This is a genomic window from Janibacter terrae (genome assembly GCF_039636765.1).
In the GTDB taxonomy this organism is placed as follows: domain Bacteria; phylum Actinomycetota; class Actinomycetes; order Actinomycetales; family Dermatophilaceae; genus Janibacter; species Janibacter terrae.
Genome location: NZ_CP144167.1, coordinates 3,192,393 through 3,206,261 on the forward strand (window position 1 = coordinate 3,192,393; position 13,869 = coordinate 3,206,261).

Below are 13,869 nucleotides of genomic sequence, written 5' to 3' on the forward strand. Positions count from 1 at the left end.
CTCAGCGCGAGCGCGAGGTGTCTCGGGGCGCCGTCGCCCCGCTGTCCACGATGACATCATCGAGCATGACCTGACGGATGAGGTCAGTGGCCCACGTGAGCACCGCGGTGTCCCGCAGCGGGGTCCCCCCGATGCGCGCGGTCGTGGGCTTGGGGACGAGCACCGTCTGGGTGCCCTCCTTGTAGCTCGACCTGGGGTAGAGGCGGGCCAGCCGCAGCTCCTGGCTCTCGCGGAGCCGGGCCGGGGCGAAGCGCACGTTGGCCCCCTGGGCCACGACATCGGTCAGTCCGGCCGAGCGCACGACGATCCGCAGGCGGGCGACCTCGACGAGGTTGCGCACCGGCTCCGGCGGCTGGCCGTAGCGGTCGGTGAGCTCCTCGAGGATCTCGGTGAGGTCGGCCTCGGTCTCCGCGGACGCGAGCTTCTTGTACGCCTCCAGCCGCAGCCGCTCCCCCGGGATGTACTCGTGCGGCAGGTGGGCGTCGACGGGCAGCTCGATCTTGACCTCGGCCGGCGCGGCCTCCCCTTCGCCCTTGAAGTCCGCGACGGCCTCGCCGACCATCCGCACGTACAGGTCGAAACCGACGCCCGCGATGTGGCCGGACTGCTCGCCGCCGAGCAGGTTGCCCGCGCCGCGGATCTCGAGGTCCTTCATCGCCACCTGCATGCCGGCGCCGAGGTCGGTGTTGCTCGCGATCGTCTCGAGGCGGTCGTGGGCCATCTCCGTGAGCGGCTTGTCCGGCGGGTAGAGGAAGTAGGCGTAGGCGCGCTCGCGCCCGCGCCCGACGCGGCCGCGCAGCTGGTGCAGCTGGCTCAGGCCGAAGCGGTCGGCGCGGTCGAGGATCAGCGTGTTGGCGTTGGAGATGTCCAGGCCGGTCTCGACGATCGTCGTGCACACGAGGACGTCGAAGCGCCGCTCCCAGAAGTCGAGGACGACCTGCTCGAGCCGGTGCTCGCCCATCTTGCCGTGGGCGGTCTCGACGCGGGCGTCGGGCACGAGCTCGCGGATGCGGGCCGCCGTCCGCTCGATCGTGCTGACGTTGTTGTGCACGTAGAAGACCTGGCCCTCGCGCATGAGCTCGCGGTGGATCGCGGCGGCGACCTGCTTCTCCTCGTAGCCGCCGACGAAGGTGAGCACCGGGTGGCGCTCCTCCGGGGGCGTGGCGAGCGTCGACATCTCGCGGATGCCCGTGACCGCCATCTCGAGGGTGCGCGGGATCGGCGTGGCCGACATGGCGAGCACGTCGACGTTGGTGCGCATCGCCTTGAGCTGCTCCTTGTGCTCGACGCCGAAGCGCTGCTCCTCGTCGATGATGACCAGGCCGAGGTCCTTGAACTTCACCTCGTTGCCGAGGATCCGGTGGGTGCCGATGACGAGGTCGACCGCACCGGACTCCATGCCCTCGAGCACCTCCTTGGCCTGCTTGTCGGTCTGGAAGCGGCTGAGCGCCTTGACCGTGACGGGGAAGCCGGCGTACCGCTCGGAGAAGGTGTTGAGGTGCTGCTGCACGAGCAGGGTCGTCGGTACCAGGACGGCGACCTGCTTGCCGTCCTGGATCGCCTTGAAGGCCGCCCGGACCGCGATCTCGGTCTTGCCGTAGCCGACGTCGCCGCAGATCAGGCGGTCCATCGGGACCGTCTTCTCCATGTCGTCCTTGACCTCGTCGATGGTGGTCAGCTGGTCGGGCGTCTCGATGTGGGCGAAGGCGTCCTCGAGCTCGCGCTGCCACGGGGTGTCCGGGCCGAAGGCGTGGCCGGGCGTCGCCATGCGCGCGCTGTAGAGACGGATGAGCTCACCGGCGATCTGGCGCACGTGGCGCTTGGCGCGCGACTTGGTCTTGTGCCAGTCGCTGCCGCCCATCTTGTTGAGCGGCGGGGCGTCGCCGCCCACGTAGCGGGTCACCTGGTCGAGCTGATCGGTCGGCACGAAGAGCCGGTCGCCGGGGTGCCCCTTGCGGGACGGGGCGTACTCGATGACGAGGTACTCACGGGTCGCGCCCTGCACGGTCCGCTGGATCATCTCGACGAAGGACCCGACGCCGTGCTGCTCGTGGACGACGTGGTCCCCGGGACGCAGCTGGAGCGGGTCGACCTGCTTGCGCCGGCGCGAGGGCATCCGGCGCATGTCGCGCGTGCTCGCCCCGGCCCCGCTCGAGCCGAGCAGGTCGGCCTCGGTGAGCACGGCGAACCGCCGCTCGGGCACGACGAACCCCGTGCCGAGGCTGGCCCGGGTGAGCGCGACGACGCCCGCCGTGAGCGTGACCGGCTCCCCCTCGTCCGCGACGCGGGTCGGGACGCCCGCGTCACCGAGGACCTCGGTGACGCGCTTGACGAGTCCCGGGCCGTCGGTGGCGATCAGCACCTGCCAGCCCTCCCCGGTCCACTCGCGCAGCTGGGCGATCGCGGCCTCGGTGTTGCCGCGGAAGTGCGGCGGCTCCTCGGCCGGCACCCGCAGGCCCACGTGGTCGTGGTCGACCCGGTCGTCCAGGTCGGCGGCGATGGCCGCGAGCTCGTCGTCGACGGCGAAGGGGGTGACGCTCCACCACGGCAGCCCGATCTCGAGCGCGTGGTCGCGGGCCTGCCCCAGGGTCCAGTGGGAGGCCGTGCCGAGCACGCCCTCGAGGTCGATCGGGACGGCGTTGCCCGCGGCGGCGTTGGCCCAGCTGGCCTGGAGGAACTCCTCGCTCGTCGAGACGAGGTCGTGCGCGCGAGCGCGCACCCGCTCGGGGTCGAGGACGACGACACCGGCGCCCTGCGGCAGGACGTCGAGGACCGACTCCATGCCGTCGACGAGGGCGGGCGCGAGTGACTCCATGCCCTCCACGGCGATGCCCTCGGCGACCTTGAGGAGCATGTCGGCGACGCCGGGCAGCTCCCCCGCGAGGGTCGCCGCGCGTCGACGCACGGTGTCGGTCAGCAGGACCTCCCGGCAGGGCGGGGCCCACATCTCGATCGCCGTGTCGAGGCTGCGCTGGTCGGCGACCTTGAACCACCGGATCTCGTCGACCGTGTCGCCGAAGAACTCGACCCGGACGGGGTGCTCCTCGGTCGGCGGGAAGACGTCGAGGATGCCGCCGCGGACCGCGAACTCACCGCGGCGCTCGACGAGGTCGGTGCGCACGTAGGCGGCACCCGCGAGCGCCTCGGTGACCTCGGTGAGCGCCGCCTCGTCGCCGACGCGCAGCCGCACCGGCTCGAGGTCGGCCAGGCCCTTGGCGATCGGCTGCAGGACGGCCCGGACCGAGGCGATGACGTAACCGGGCCGGCCGTGGCCCTCCCCCGCGTCGGGGTGCGCCAGCCGGCGCAGGACGGCCAGCCGACGGCCGACGGTGTCGCTGCGGGGGCTGAGCCGCTCGTGCGGCAGCGTCTCCCAGCTCGGGAAGGTGACCACCTGCTCGTGGCCGACGAGCTCGCCGAGCGCGGTGGCGATGTCGTCGGCCTCGCGCGCGGTCGAGGTGACGACGAGCCTCGGTGCGTGCGAGGCGCGGTCGCCACCGATGCAGGCGACCGTGGGCGCCCGCAGACCGGTGGGCGCGACGATGTCGACCAGGTCGCTGGCGTCGCGGTGTCGTGGGATGTCGGCGAGACCGGGCAGGCCGGCGATCGCACTCAGGAGCGGGGCGAGGGAGGAAGTCATGCTGGCCATGATTCTGCCGCACGTGTCTGTAATACTCAGCAAGCACTGGGCTCCGGCGACAGGCCGGGGGCTCGCGCACCAAGGGGCAGGGCACCGGATGACCGACCGCACGCGACGTCTGGGCGGGGTCCTGTGCGGCCTCGCGGGTGCTGCCGCACTGGTGCTCGGCGCCTCGCCGGCAGGCGCGATGACCAGCTCCGCCCCACCGCAGGTCACGGTCGCCGCCGCCCCCGCGGAGGCCCCCTTCTCCCTGCCGGAGCAGATCACCGACCGGGCGGACGTCCTCGACGAGGGCGCCCTGCAGGACGACCTCGACACCCTCCAGCGCGAGCGCGGCATCCAGCTGTGGGTCGTCTACGTCGACAGCTTCGACGGGCGGTCCGGCGAGGAGTGGGTCAGGGCGACCTACGAGGAGTCCGGCTTCGGGACCAACGACGTGCTGCTCGCCGTCGCCGTCGAGGACCGCGCCTACGGCATGTGGGCCCAGGAGGGCGCCGGCGTCACCCCGGACCTGCTGACGCAGGTCCAGACCGCCGACGTCGAGCCGCGGCTGGGCCGGGACGACTGGGACGGTGCCGTGACCGCCGCGGCGCAGGGCCTCGACGAGCGCTACGGCGACAGCAGCGGTGGCAGTGGCGGCGGCATCCTCGGCGGGTTCAACCTCTTCTCCTTCTTCCCCCTCCTGCTGGTCGGGATGTTCCTCCTGCCGGTCATCGGCAAGGTCATCGGCGCCGTCCGCGGGCGCCGCGACCCCCAGCCCGCGGCCCCGCCGATCGGCCAGCCCGAGCCTGTCCTGCCCTCCGTCCCCACCGACCAGCTGCGCCAGCAGGTCGCGACGGCCCTCGTCGACCTCGACAACGCGATCCGCGCCTCGGGTCAGGAGCTGTCCTTCGCGCAGGCCCAGTTCGGCGAGCAGGCGACCCAGCAGTTCACCGCCGCGCTCGAGGCGGCCCGTGGCCGGGCCGCCGAGGCCTTTCGCATCCAGCAGGAGCTCGACGTCGCCCGCGGAGCAGGCCGCCTCGTCGAGGCCGAGGAACGCGCGCGGCTGGCGCAGGTCCTCGAGCTGACCCGGTCAGCGGACGCCGAGCTCGACGCCCAGGAGGCCGAGTTCGCCAGGCTGCGCGACCTGGAGGCCACCGTCCCGCAGTTCCTCGCCTCGCTGCGGACCCGGGTCGCCGAGGTCGAGGCCCGGGTGCCGGTCGCGCAGCAGGAGCTCGCGGGGCTGTCCGCGACCCACGCCCGCGATGCGCTCACCACGCTCGTGGCCAACGTCGAGCAGGCGCCCCGCCTCATCCAGTCGGCGCGCGGTTTCGTCACCACCGGGGAGCAGCACGTGCAGGCCGGCGACCGTCCGTCGGCGGTCGCGGCCGCCCGGGCCGCTGAGGACGCCCTCGGCCAGGCGGACAGCCGACTCGAGACGGTCCTGTCCGCGCGCGCCGTGCTGGCCGACGCCGCCGCGGCCCTCGACCAGGCCCTGGCCTCGATCTCCTCCGACCTGCTCGACGCCACGCGACTGCAGGCCAACGACCAGATGACCCTCTCCGCGGTCGCCGAGGCGCAGCGCGCCGTCGAGATCGGCACCCGGGCCCGTGGCGGCGGCGACGTCATCGGCGCCCTGAGCACCCTCGAGCGCGCCGAGCACTACCTCGACACCGCCCTCGAGCGGTACCGCAAGGACGCCGACCGCGCCGGCGCCAGGGTGGAGAAGTTCGACCGACGCTACGAGCACGTGCGCTCCCGCATCGTCACCCTCGAGCGCGAGCTGGACAGCGTGCGCGGGTGGGTCGACGCCGAGCCGCGCACCCAGCTGCGCGAGGCCTCCCGCCTGCTGTCGCTGGCCCACGGCGAGCGCGAGCGCAACCTCGACCTGGCCGCCGAGCACCTCACCGAGGCCGAGGTCCTCGCCGAGCGCGTGGCCGGCAACCTGCACTCCCGGGACGACGACTGGGGCGGCTTCGGCGGGAGCACCCCCCGCGGCAGGAGCGGCATCGACATCGGCTCCCTCGTCCTCGGCGGCATCCTCTCCGGCGGCTTCGGTGGCCGGGGCGGCGGCTGGGGCGGCTCCTCCGGCGGGTTCGGGGGCGGCTTCGGCGGCGGCGGGGGCGGCGGGGGCGGCGGCTTCGGCGGGGGTGGTCGCTTCTGACCGGGGGAACCAGCACCAGCACGTGAACCGATCACCAGGCACCACGACCGGCGGTCCCACCGCCAGGAGGAACGCACGATGACCAAGAAGCAGACCATCCTCGGCCGCGTCAGCCAGCTGGCCAAGGCCAACATCAACGCCCTCCTCGACCGCGCCGAGGACCCGGAGAAGATGCTCGACCAGCTCGTCCGGGACTACACCAACTCCATCGCCGAGGCTGAGGAGGCCGTGGCCCAGACCATCGCGCACACGCGCATGGCCGAGGGCGACCTCAAGGCCGACCAGGAGGCCGCCACCGAGTGGGGGCGCAAGGCCGCTGCCGCGGCCGCGAAGGCCGACGAGCTCACCGCCGCCGGTGACACCGCCGGTGCCGAGAAGTTCACCAACCTCGCCCGCGTCGCCCTGCAGCGCCAGATCCAGCACGAGGGCGAGGCCAAGGAGGCCGAGCCGGCCATCGCGCAGCAGAACGCGCAGGTCGAGCAGCTCAAGTCCGGTCTCGTGCAGATGAAGACCAAGCTCGAGGACCTGAAGTCCCGCCGCTCGACCCTCGTCGCCCGCGCCCGCTCGGCCGAGGCCCAGTCCCGCGTCCAGGAGGCCATCGGCTCCATCGACGTCATGGACCCGACGAGCGAGCTGGGTCGCTTCGAGGACCGCATCCGCCAGCAGGAGGCGCTCGTCCAGGGCCGCGCCGAGGCGCAGTCGACCTCCCTCGAGGACCAGTTCGCCGAGCTCGAGGACCACAGCCAGGACGCCGAGATCGAGGCGCGCCTGGCCGCCCTGCGCAAGCAGGCCTGAGCATGTGGTGGCTGCTGGGCGGCATCGCCGCCGCCATCGCCGGGCTCGGCGCGGTCATCGCGCGTCGCGGTGGCTCGATGAGCTCGTCCGACATCGACGGGCACGCCAAGGGCGTCGCCGAGGCCGTGCATGTCCACAACAACAACGCGGGCGCCGGGTAGCCACCCGACGCACCGCGGCAGAGGGTCACGTCATGCACGAAAATCACCGTCTTCGTGCATGACGTGACCCTCTGCAGGGCGCGGAGCAGGTTCTCGTATCGGGGGTCAGACGCGCGGGGCGTGGACGACCTGCTGCGCGTCGGTCAGGCCCTTGTCGATGAGCAGCTCGACCGCGTCGGCCGCGTCGTCGACGAGGAAGGGCAGCTCCTTGCGCTCGGTCGGGCTGAAGTCCTTCAGCACGTACGCGGCGGCGTCCATGCGACCGGGCGGACGGCCGATGCCCACGCGCACCCGCAGGTAGTCCTTGGTCCCGAAGCTGCTGGAGATCGAGCGCAGGCCGTTGTGCCCCCCTTCGCCGCCGCCGAGCTTGAGCCGCACCTCGCCGAAGGGGATGTCGAGCTCGTCGTGCAGCACGATCGTGCGCTCGGGCGGGACGGAGAAGAAGCTCGCGAGACCCTTGGTCGGGCCGCCGGAGAGATTCATGTACGAGCTCGGGATGGCGATGATCGCGCGCGTCCCGGGCATCGGCCCGAGCCGGATCGACTCCGCCGCGGCGCCGGCCTTGTGGCTGCGCAGCCTCGCCCCCGCGCGCTCGGCGAGGTGCTCGACCACCATCGCGCCGACATTGTGCCGGTTGCCCGCGTACTGCGGTCCGGGGTTGCCGAGACCGATCACGAGCCAGGTGTCATCACTCACGGGGCCCCACTCTAGGCAATGCAGCAGGCGGGTCCTGCGCCTGCTGCAGACGGACGAAGGGCGGGACCTCCGTGGTGGAGGTCCCGCCCTTCGAGACGGCCGCGAGCGGCCTCCTCAGGGAACGCCTTCGAGACGGCCGCGAGCGGCCTCCTCAGGGAACGCCCTTCGAGACGGGTCGGTGTGGGGTCACTCCTGCTCGGAGGACTCCTCGCCACCCTCGGAGGACTCGCCCTCGGCGCCCTCTGCGGCCTCTGCGGCCTCGGCGTCGGACTCGTCGTGCTCAATGCCGGCCTCGGCCTCGGCCTCGGCGAGCTCGGCCTCCAGCTCCTCCGCGGAGATCTGCTGGGTGATGTTGACGACGAGCAGCTCCGGGTCGGAGACGAGGGTCGCGCCGGCGGGCATCTCGACCTGGCTCGCCAGGACCTGGGTGCCGACCTCGAGGCCCTCGACGGAGACGGTGAGGCCCTCGGGCAGGTTGGTGACGTCGGCCTCGATCTCGAGGGTCTGGGCGTCGAGCGTCACGACGGTCTCGGGAGCCGCATCGCCCTCGACGTGGACGGGGACCTCGACGGTGACCTTCTCGCCGCGCTTGACGATGACGAGGTCGACGTGCTCGATGATCGGCTTGATCGGGTCGCGCTGGACGTCCTTGGCCAGGGCCAGCTGGTCGCCCTCGCCGTCGACGGCGATGGTGAGCAGGGCGTTGGGGTTCTTCAGCGCCTGGAAGGTGTCGTGGAAGGGCAGCGCGAGGTGGATGGGGGCCTCGCCGTGGCCGTAGAGGACCGCGGGGACCTTGTTGGCGCGGCGCAGCTTGCGGGCCGCGCCCTTGCCGAACTCGGTGCGCTTGTCGGAAACCAGGCGGATCTCGTCGCTGGACATGTGGTGCTCCTTGTCGTGGGGGTGTGCCCGCGAAGGGAGCGGGCGAGTCTCGGGCGGTGGCCTCGACGCGGGACGTGGCGCGGACGAAGGGTGTCGACGCGCAGGCGAACCCACATGGCGGCACCGCGTCGATCACGGATCGCTGCGACCGTGCAGCGTCCCTCGCCGAGGCAACCCCGAGATCCTAGTGGACCCGCGTGGCGTCGGCCAAACCGGCCCCGATCGCCTCGTCCGTGGGCGTCGGGAGGGCGGGGCCCTCCCCTTCGCCCAGCTTGACCATGACGACGCCCGCGAGGACCGCGACGCCGCCGAGCAGCTGGCCCGGGCTCATCGCCTCGCCGACGAGGAGCCAGGCGAAGGTGATCGCGAGGAGGACCTCGCTCAGGCCGACGAAGGAGGCGACCGTGCCGCCGAGGACGCGGGCCGCCGCGATGCCCGTCGCGTAGGCGACGGCCCCGGCGACCAGCGCGAGCTCGAGGACCGCGGCCCACCACGGCAGCGACCAGCCGCCGAGCGTGACGTCGGCCGTGCCGGCCGACCACGGGAGGATGCCGAGCGCAGTGGTGGCCACGAGGCTGAGGGCGCCGACCGCGAGGCCGCCCCCGGCGAGCGCGATGGGCGGCAGCGAGTGCTCGCTCTCGTGCGCGGCGACGAGGAAGAAGACGACGAGGCCGACGGCGGCGAGCAGGCCCCACAGGACACCCACGACGTCCAGCTCGGCCCCGGACGCCACGTCGAGGACGAGGACGAGCCCGACGATCGCGGCGACGACGCCGGCCGAGGTCAGCCGGCTCGGCCGGTGGCCGCGGCGCGCCCACATCCAGCCCACGATGAGCACCGGCGCGAGGTACTCGAGGAGGAGCGCGACGCCGACGGACAGGCTGTCGACCGCCATGAAGTACGCGAACTGGCAGCCCGCCACGGCGAGGAGGCCGTAGGCGAGGACGGGGACGACATTGCGCCGCAGGAGGTGCCAGCGCCCGCGCATCGCGACGGCCGTCGGGCCGGCGAGGAGCAGCGCGGCGCCGACGATGCGCAGCGTGACGACGGCGGCCGGGCTCCACCCGGTGGCCATGAGCGCGGTGCCGAAGGTGCCGGACGAGCCGAAGGCGGCAGCCGAGAAGAGCGCGATGCCCAGCCCGACGACGAAGGGGGTCTGGTGACCCGTGGTGGCGGCCCGCACGGCTGCTCCTGACGTCATGAGTGAAGTAACCTGTTGCTGATGACGCTAGACCTCGACGCCGTCAGGAGTCAACGTGACCTTTGCCCATGACACCGACGTGGCCCTGCGCACGGCCGCGGCGCTGGTCAACACGGGGGTCGGCGCCTTCCCCGACGAGCAGGGCGACACCCTGGCCACCCTCGAGGCCCTCCACGAGTTCTACGTCGGGTGGGGCTGGACGGGGCGCTTCGACGGCGACGCGGCCGAGCTCGAGCAGGTGCGCAGGCTGCGGGACCGGCTGCGCGGGGTGTGGGTCCGCGCCGAGGACGAGGCGGCGGCGGTCGAGGCCGTCAACGAGCTGCTGCGCGACGGACGCGCCCTCCCCCAGCTCGTCGACCACGACGACTACGGCTGGCACATCCACGCGACCGACGCGGACGCCCCCTTCGCCCGGCGGGTGCAGGTCGAGGCCGCGATGGCCTTCGTCGACGTCATCCGTGCCGGTGAGCTCTCCCGGCTGCGCGTCTGCGCCGCCGACGACTGCGACGACGTGCTCGTCGACCTCTCCCGCAACCGGTCCCGGCGCTACTGCGACGGCGGCTGCGGCAACCGCCTCGCCGCCGCCGCCTACCGCTCGCGGCAGGGCTGAGCCTCAGGTGAAGAGGCTGGTGACCGACCCGTCCTCGAAGACCTCACGGATGGCGCGAGAGACGAGGGGGGCGATCGACAGGACCGTGAGGCCGTCGAACTTCTGCTCGTCGGAGAGCGGGAGGGTGTCGGTGACGACGATCTCCTCGGCGGCGCAGGCCTGCATGCGCTCGACGGCCGGGCCGGAGAAGATCGCGTGCGTCGCGGCGATGATGACGCCGGCGGCACCGTCGGCCATGAGCGCGTCCGCAGCCTTGGTGATCGTGCCGGCGGTGTCGATCATGTCGTCGACGAGCACGCACCAGCGGCCCTCGACCTCACCGACGACGCGGTTGGCGACGGACTCGTTCGGCCGGTCGATGTCGCGGGTCTTGTGGATGAAGGCCAGCGGGACGCCGCCGAGCTGGCGGGACCACTGCTCGGCGACCTTGATCCGGCCGGCATCCGGGGAGACGACGGCGAGCTCACGGTCGCCGTACTTGTCCTTGACGTAGTCCGCGAGGATCGGCCGGGCCATGAGGTGGTCGACCGGCCCGTCGAAGAAGCCCTGGATCTGGTCGGTGTGCAGGTCGACCGCGATGAGCCGGTCGGCCCCGGCGGTCTTGAAGAGGTCGGCCATGAGGCGGGCCGAGATCGGCTCGCGGCCGCGGTGCTTCTTGTCCTGGCGGGCGTAGCCGTAGAAGGGCTGGACCACGGTGATCCGCTTGGCGCTCGCGCGCTTGAGGGCGTCGACCATGAGCAGCTGCTCCATGATCGCCTCGTTGATCGGCGTCGCGTGGCTCTGCAGGACGAAGGCGTCGCAGCCGCGCACCGACTCCTCGTAGCGCACGTAGATCTCGCCGTTGGCGAACTCGTAGGCGCTCGAGGGCACGAGCTCGGTCCCGAGCTTCTCCGCGACCGCCTCGGCGAGCGCCGGGTGGGTCCGCCCCGTGAAGACCATGAGGTTCTTCTCGGTGGTCTTGTTGATACCGGTCACTTGGTGTCCTCGCTGCTGTCGGGGGTGGCGGACGAAGGGGGCTGGGCTGCGGCGAGCGCGGCGGCCTCGGTCTGGGTGCCGGGCCGCTGCCTGGCGACCCAGCCGTCGACGTTGCGCTGGTGGCCGCGGGCGACGGCGAGCTGGCCGGGGCCGACGGCCTCCGTCACCGCGGAGCCGGCGGCGACGTAGGCACCGTCGGCGATCTCGACGGGCGCGACGAGCACGGCGTCGGAGCCGATGAAGGAGTGGCGCCCGACGACGGTCCGGTGCTTGTGGACACCGTCGTAGTTGGCGAAGATCGTGCCGGCGCCGATGTTGGCGCCCTCCTTGATGTCGGCGTCCCCCGCGTACGTGAGGTGAGGGACCTTGGCCCCCTCGCCGATCTTCGTGTTCTTGGTCTCGACGAAGCCGCCGATCTTCCCCTTCGCCCCGAGCTCGGTCCCCGGACGCAGGTACGAGAAGGGGCCGACCTTGGCACCGTCGCCGATGACCGCGAGCAGGCCCTCGGCGCGCTTGACCTCCGCCCCGTCGCCCACCTCGCAGTCGGTGAGCGTGACGTCCGGCCCGATCGTCGCCTCCGCGCCGATGCTCGTGGCCCCCAGCAGCTGGGTGCCGGGGAGCAGGCGGGTGTCCTGGCCGATGGTCACGTCGACGTCGATCCAGGTCGTGTCGGGGTCGATGATCGTCACGCCGGCACGCATGTGGCGCTCGCAGGTGCGGCGGTTGAGCTCCTTGCCGAGCTGGGCGAGCTGGACGCGGTCGTTGACGCCCTCGGTCTGCCACAGGTCGGTGAGGACGTGGGCGGCGACCGTCCCCCCGGCGGCACGCGCCAGCTGGAGGACGTCGGTCAGGTACTTCTCGCCCTGGGCGTTGTCGCTCCTGACGTTGGCCAGCTCGCGGCGCAGCACGGCGGCGTCGAAGGCGTAGATGCCCGAGTTGATCTCGCGGATGCCGCGCTCGGCCTCGGTGGCGTCCTTGAACTCCACGATCCGCTCGACGTGGCCGTCGGCGTCGCGGACGATGCGGCCGTAGGACTTGGCGTCCTCGAGCACCGAGGTGATGACGGTGACCGCCGCGCGCTCCTCGTGGTGCACCCGGGTCAGCTCGCTGATCGTCTCGGCGGACAGCAGCGGGACATCGCCCATCGTCACGACGACGGTGCCGGTGAGGTCGGCCGGGAGGACCTCGAGGCCGCACTCGACGGCTCGGCCGGTGCCCTTGACCTCGTCCTGGTCGGCGGTGCGGCAGGCCAGCCCGCTGCGCTGCGCGTACTCCTCGATGAAGGCGGCGACCCGATCCCGCTGGTGGCGGACGACGACCACCGTCTCCGCGGCGCCGGCACCCGCGGCGGCACGCATGGCGTGACCGAGGAGCGGGGCCCCACCCAGGGGGTGGAGGACCTTGGGGAGGGTCGATTTCATCCGGGTGCCCTCGCCCGCGGCGAGGATGATGACTGCGTCGGGACGGACGTCGTTCACGCGGTTGATCTCCGAGGTGTCGGGGGTGCGGCCGGCCGACCGGGCCGCCTCGCCACTGTAGCGGCCGATCGGCGCGCCCCTCGACCCGGCGCCCCCCGACCGCGACGGACCGACAGGACTCTGCATTCCCCTAGGTGTTGCGGGGCATGAGGTTGGTGACACGAGGAGGGGCGTAACAGGGCGGGCAGGTCCCCGTGGCGACAGGATGAGGGTGTCAAAGCCGTTCATCACGAGCCAGCCAAAGGAACCTGCCCTGTGTCCCACGCTAATGCCCCGATGACCCCTGGTGGTCGCCTACGTCTGATCGAGCGAGTGCTGGGTCAGGCCAATGATGAGGCCGGCCCGCGGCCGATCGCGCACGTCGCAGCCGAGGCCGCGATCTCACGCCAGTGCCTGTCCAAATGGGTAGCCCGCTACCGCGAGCACGGCGAGGAAGGGCTGCACGACCGCTCCAGCCGGCCACAACGCTCCCCGAGCGCGACTGCCGAACCGGTGGTCGAGCGGATCATCGAGCTGCGGCGCCGTAAGTGGTCCGCGCGGCGCATCCATCTGGCGCTGGCCGATGAGGGCACGAACGTGGCGGTGTGCACCATCGCCCGGATCCTGCGCCGCGAGGGCTTGAACCGGCTGCGGGACCTGGACGTCGACGGGCAGCCCCTGCGCCAGCAGCCCGCCGGCAAGATCATCGCGCGCTACCCCGGGCACATGATCCACCTGGACGTGAAGAAGGTCGGACGCATCCCGCCCGGGGGCGGGTGGCGCGTCCACGGCCGCGGCTCGGACGCTGACCGGGCCCGCGGCCTGCGAGGACACCACCGCGGCGCCAAGGTGGGCTACACCTACCTGCACTCGGCCGTGGACGGCTTCACCCGGATGGTCTACACCGAGGCCCACGACGACGAGAGCGCCGCGACCGCGATCGCGTTCCTGGCCCGCGCCCGGGTCTTCTTCGCCGCGCACGGCATCACCCGCATCACCCGCATCGTCACCGACAACGGGTCCTGCTACCGCGCCAAGAACTTCACCCGCTCGGTGCTCTCCTTCGCCTCGAAGCACAAGCGGATCAAGCCCTACACGCCCAAGCACAACGGCAAGGTCGAGCGCTACCAGCAGACCATGGCCCGCGAGGTCCTCTACGCCGACGCCTACCCCTCCGAAGAAGCCCGCCGACGACAGCTACAGATCTGGGTGACCCACTACAACTACCATCGCCCACACAGCGCCATCGGGGACCAACCCCCAGCCAGCCGCGCCAAGACCCGTGTCACCAAGGTCATGCCCAGTTACACCTAGG

11 protein-coding genes are annotated in these 13,869 nt (G+C 72.3%); 5 read left to right on the forward strand and 6 right to left on the reverse strand.

Going from position 1 to position 13,869, the window contains the following annotated elements; translation table 11 throughout:
- Position 1: 1 nt before the first annotated feature.
- Complete coding sequence (mfd, locus tag V3C34_RS15910; RefSeq protein ID WP_346007626.1) at positions 2-3,637, reverse strand: transcription-repair coupling factor; 3,636 nt, start codon at positions 3,635-3,637, stop codon at positions 2-4.
- A gap of 97 nt (positions 3,638-3,734) precedes the next feature.
- On the opposite strand from mfd, the gene V3C34_RS15915 reads away from it, so the two are divergent.
- From V3C34_RS15915 to V3C34_RS15925, 3 genes are all read left to right on the forward strand, one after another.
- Positions 3,735-5,780 carry a TPM domain-containing protein gene (locus V3C34_RS15915; protein ID WP_346007627.1) on the forward strand — a complete coding sequence of 682 codons (2,046 nt, stop codon included), beginning with the start codon at positions 3,735-3,737 and terminating at the stop codon, positions 5,778-5,780.
- 78 nt (positions 5,781-5,858) lie between these two features.
- On the forward strand, positions 5,859-6,575 hold the full coding sequence (locus V3C34_RS15920; RefSeq protein WP_068423718.1) for a PspA/IM30 family protein: 717 nt from the start codon (positions 5,859-5,861) through the stop codon (positions 6,573-6,575).
- Positions 6,576-6,577: 2 nt separating this feature from the next.
- Positions 6,578-6,736, forward strand: a complete 159-nt coding sequence (locus tag V3C34_RS15925; protein ID WP_170307542.1) for a hypothetical protein — start codon at positions 6,578-6,580, stop codon at positions 6,734-6,736.
- 105 nt (positions 6,737-6,841) lie between these two features.
- On the opposite strand, the gene pth is transcribed toward V3C34_RS15925, so the two are convergent.
- The 3 genes from pth to V3C34_RS15940 all read right to left on the reverse strand — a co-directional run bounded on the left by pth (position 6,842) and on the right by V3C34_RS15940 (position 9,512).
- The gene (gene pth / locus V3C34_RS15930) at positions 6,842-7,432 is read right to left on the reverse strand and encodes an aminoacyl-tRNA hydrolase (protein ID WP_346007628.1); all 591 of its coding nucleotides are present in this window, start codon (positions 7,430-7,432) and stop codon (positions 6,842-6,844) included.
- Between the two features lie 186 nt (positions 7,433-7,618).
- Positions 7,619-8,311 carry a 50S ribosomal protein L25/general stress protein Ctc gene (locus V3C34_RS15935; protein WP_338537652.1) on the reverse strand — a complete coding sequence of 231 codons (693 nt, stop codon included), beginning with the start codon at positions 8,309-8,311 and terminating at the stop codon, positions 7,619-7,621.
- Between the two features lie 184 nt (positions 8,312-8,495).
- On the reverse strand, positions 8,496-9,512 hold the full coding sequence (locus tag V3C34_RS15940) for a DMT family transporter (RefSeq protein WP_345912716.1): 1,017 nt from the start codon (positions 9,510-9,512) through the stop codon (positions 8,496-8,498).
- A gap of 55 nt (positions 9,513-9,567) precedes the next feature.
- On the opposite strand from V3C34_RS15940, the gene V3C34_RS15945 reads away from it, so the two are divergent.
- Positions 9,568-10,122 (forward strand): CGNR zinc finger domain-containing protein, encoded by a 555-nt coding sequence (locus tag V3C34_RS15945; RefSeq protein WP_068321599.1) that lies wholly within the window; start codon positions 9,568-9,570, stop codon positions 10,120-10,122.
- A 3-nt stretch (positions 10,123-10,125) separates the two neighbouring features.
- Here the strand turns inward: V3C34_RS15945 and V3C34_RS15950 are convergent, their stop codons facing one another.
- Both V3C34_RS15950 and glmU read right to left on the reverse strand, forming a co-directional pair.
- Positions 10,126-11,097: a ribose-phosphate diphosphokinase gene (locus V3C34_RS15950; protein ID WP_068321596.1), complete on the reverse strand. Its 972-nt coding sequence runs from the start codon at positions 11,095-11,097 to the stop codon at positions 10,126-10,128.
- A complete protein-coding gene (glmU, locus tag V3C34_RS15955; protein ID WP_170307541.1) occupies positions 11,094-12,575 on the reverse strand; it encodes a bifunctional UDP-N-acetylglucosamine diphosphorylase/glucosamine-1-phosphate N-acetyltransferase GlmU in 1,482 nt (493 codons plus the stop codon). The genes V3C34_RS15950 and glmU overlap by 4 nt, the downstream gene beginning before the upstream one ends.
- A 255-nt stretch (positions 12,576-12,830) precedes the next feature.
- On the opposite strand from glmU, the gene V3C34_RS15960 reads away from it, so the two are divergent.
- Positions 12,831-13,868, forward strand: coding sequence for an IS481 family transposase (locus V3C34_RS15960; protein WP_068321680.1), 1,038 nt, complete (start codon positions 12,831-12,833; stop codon positions 13,866-13,868).
- Position 13,869 lies beyond the last annotated feature (1 nt).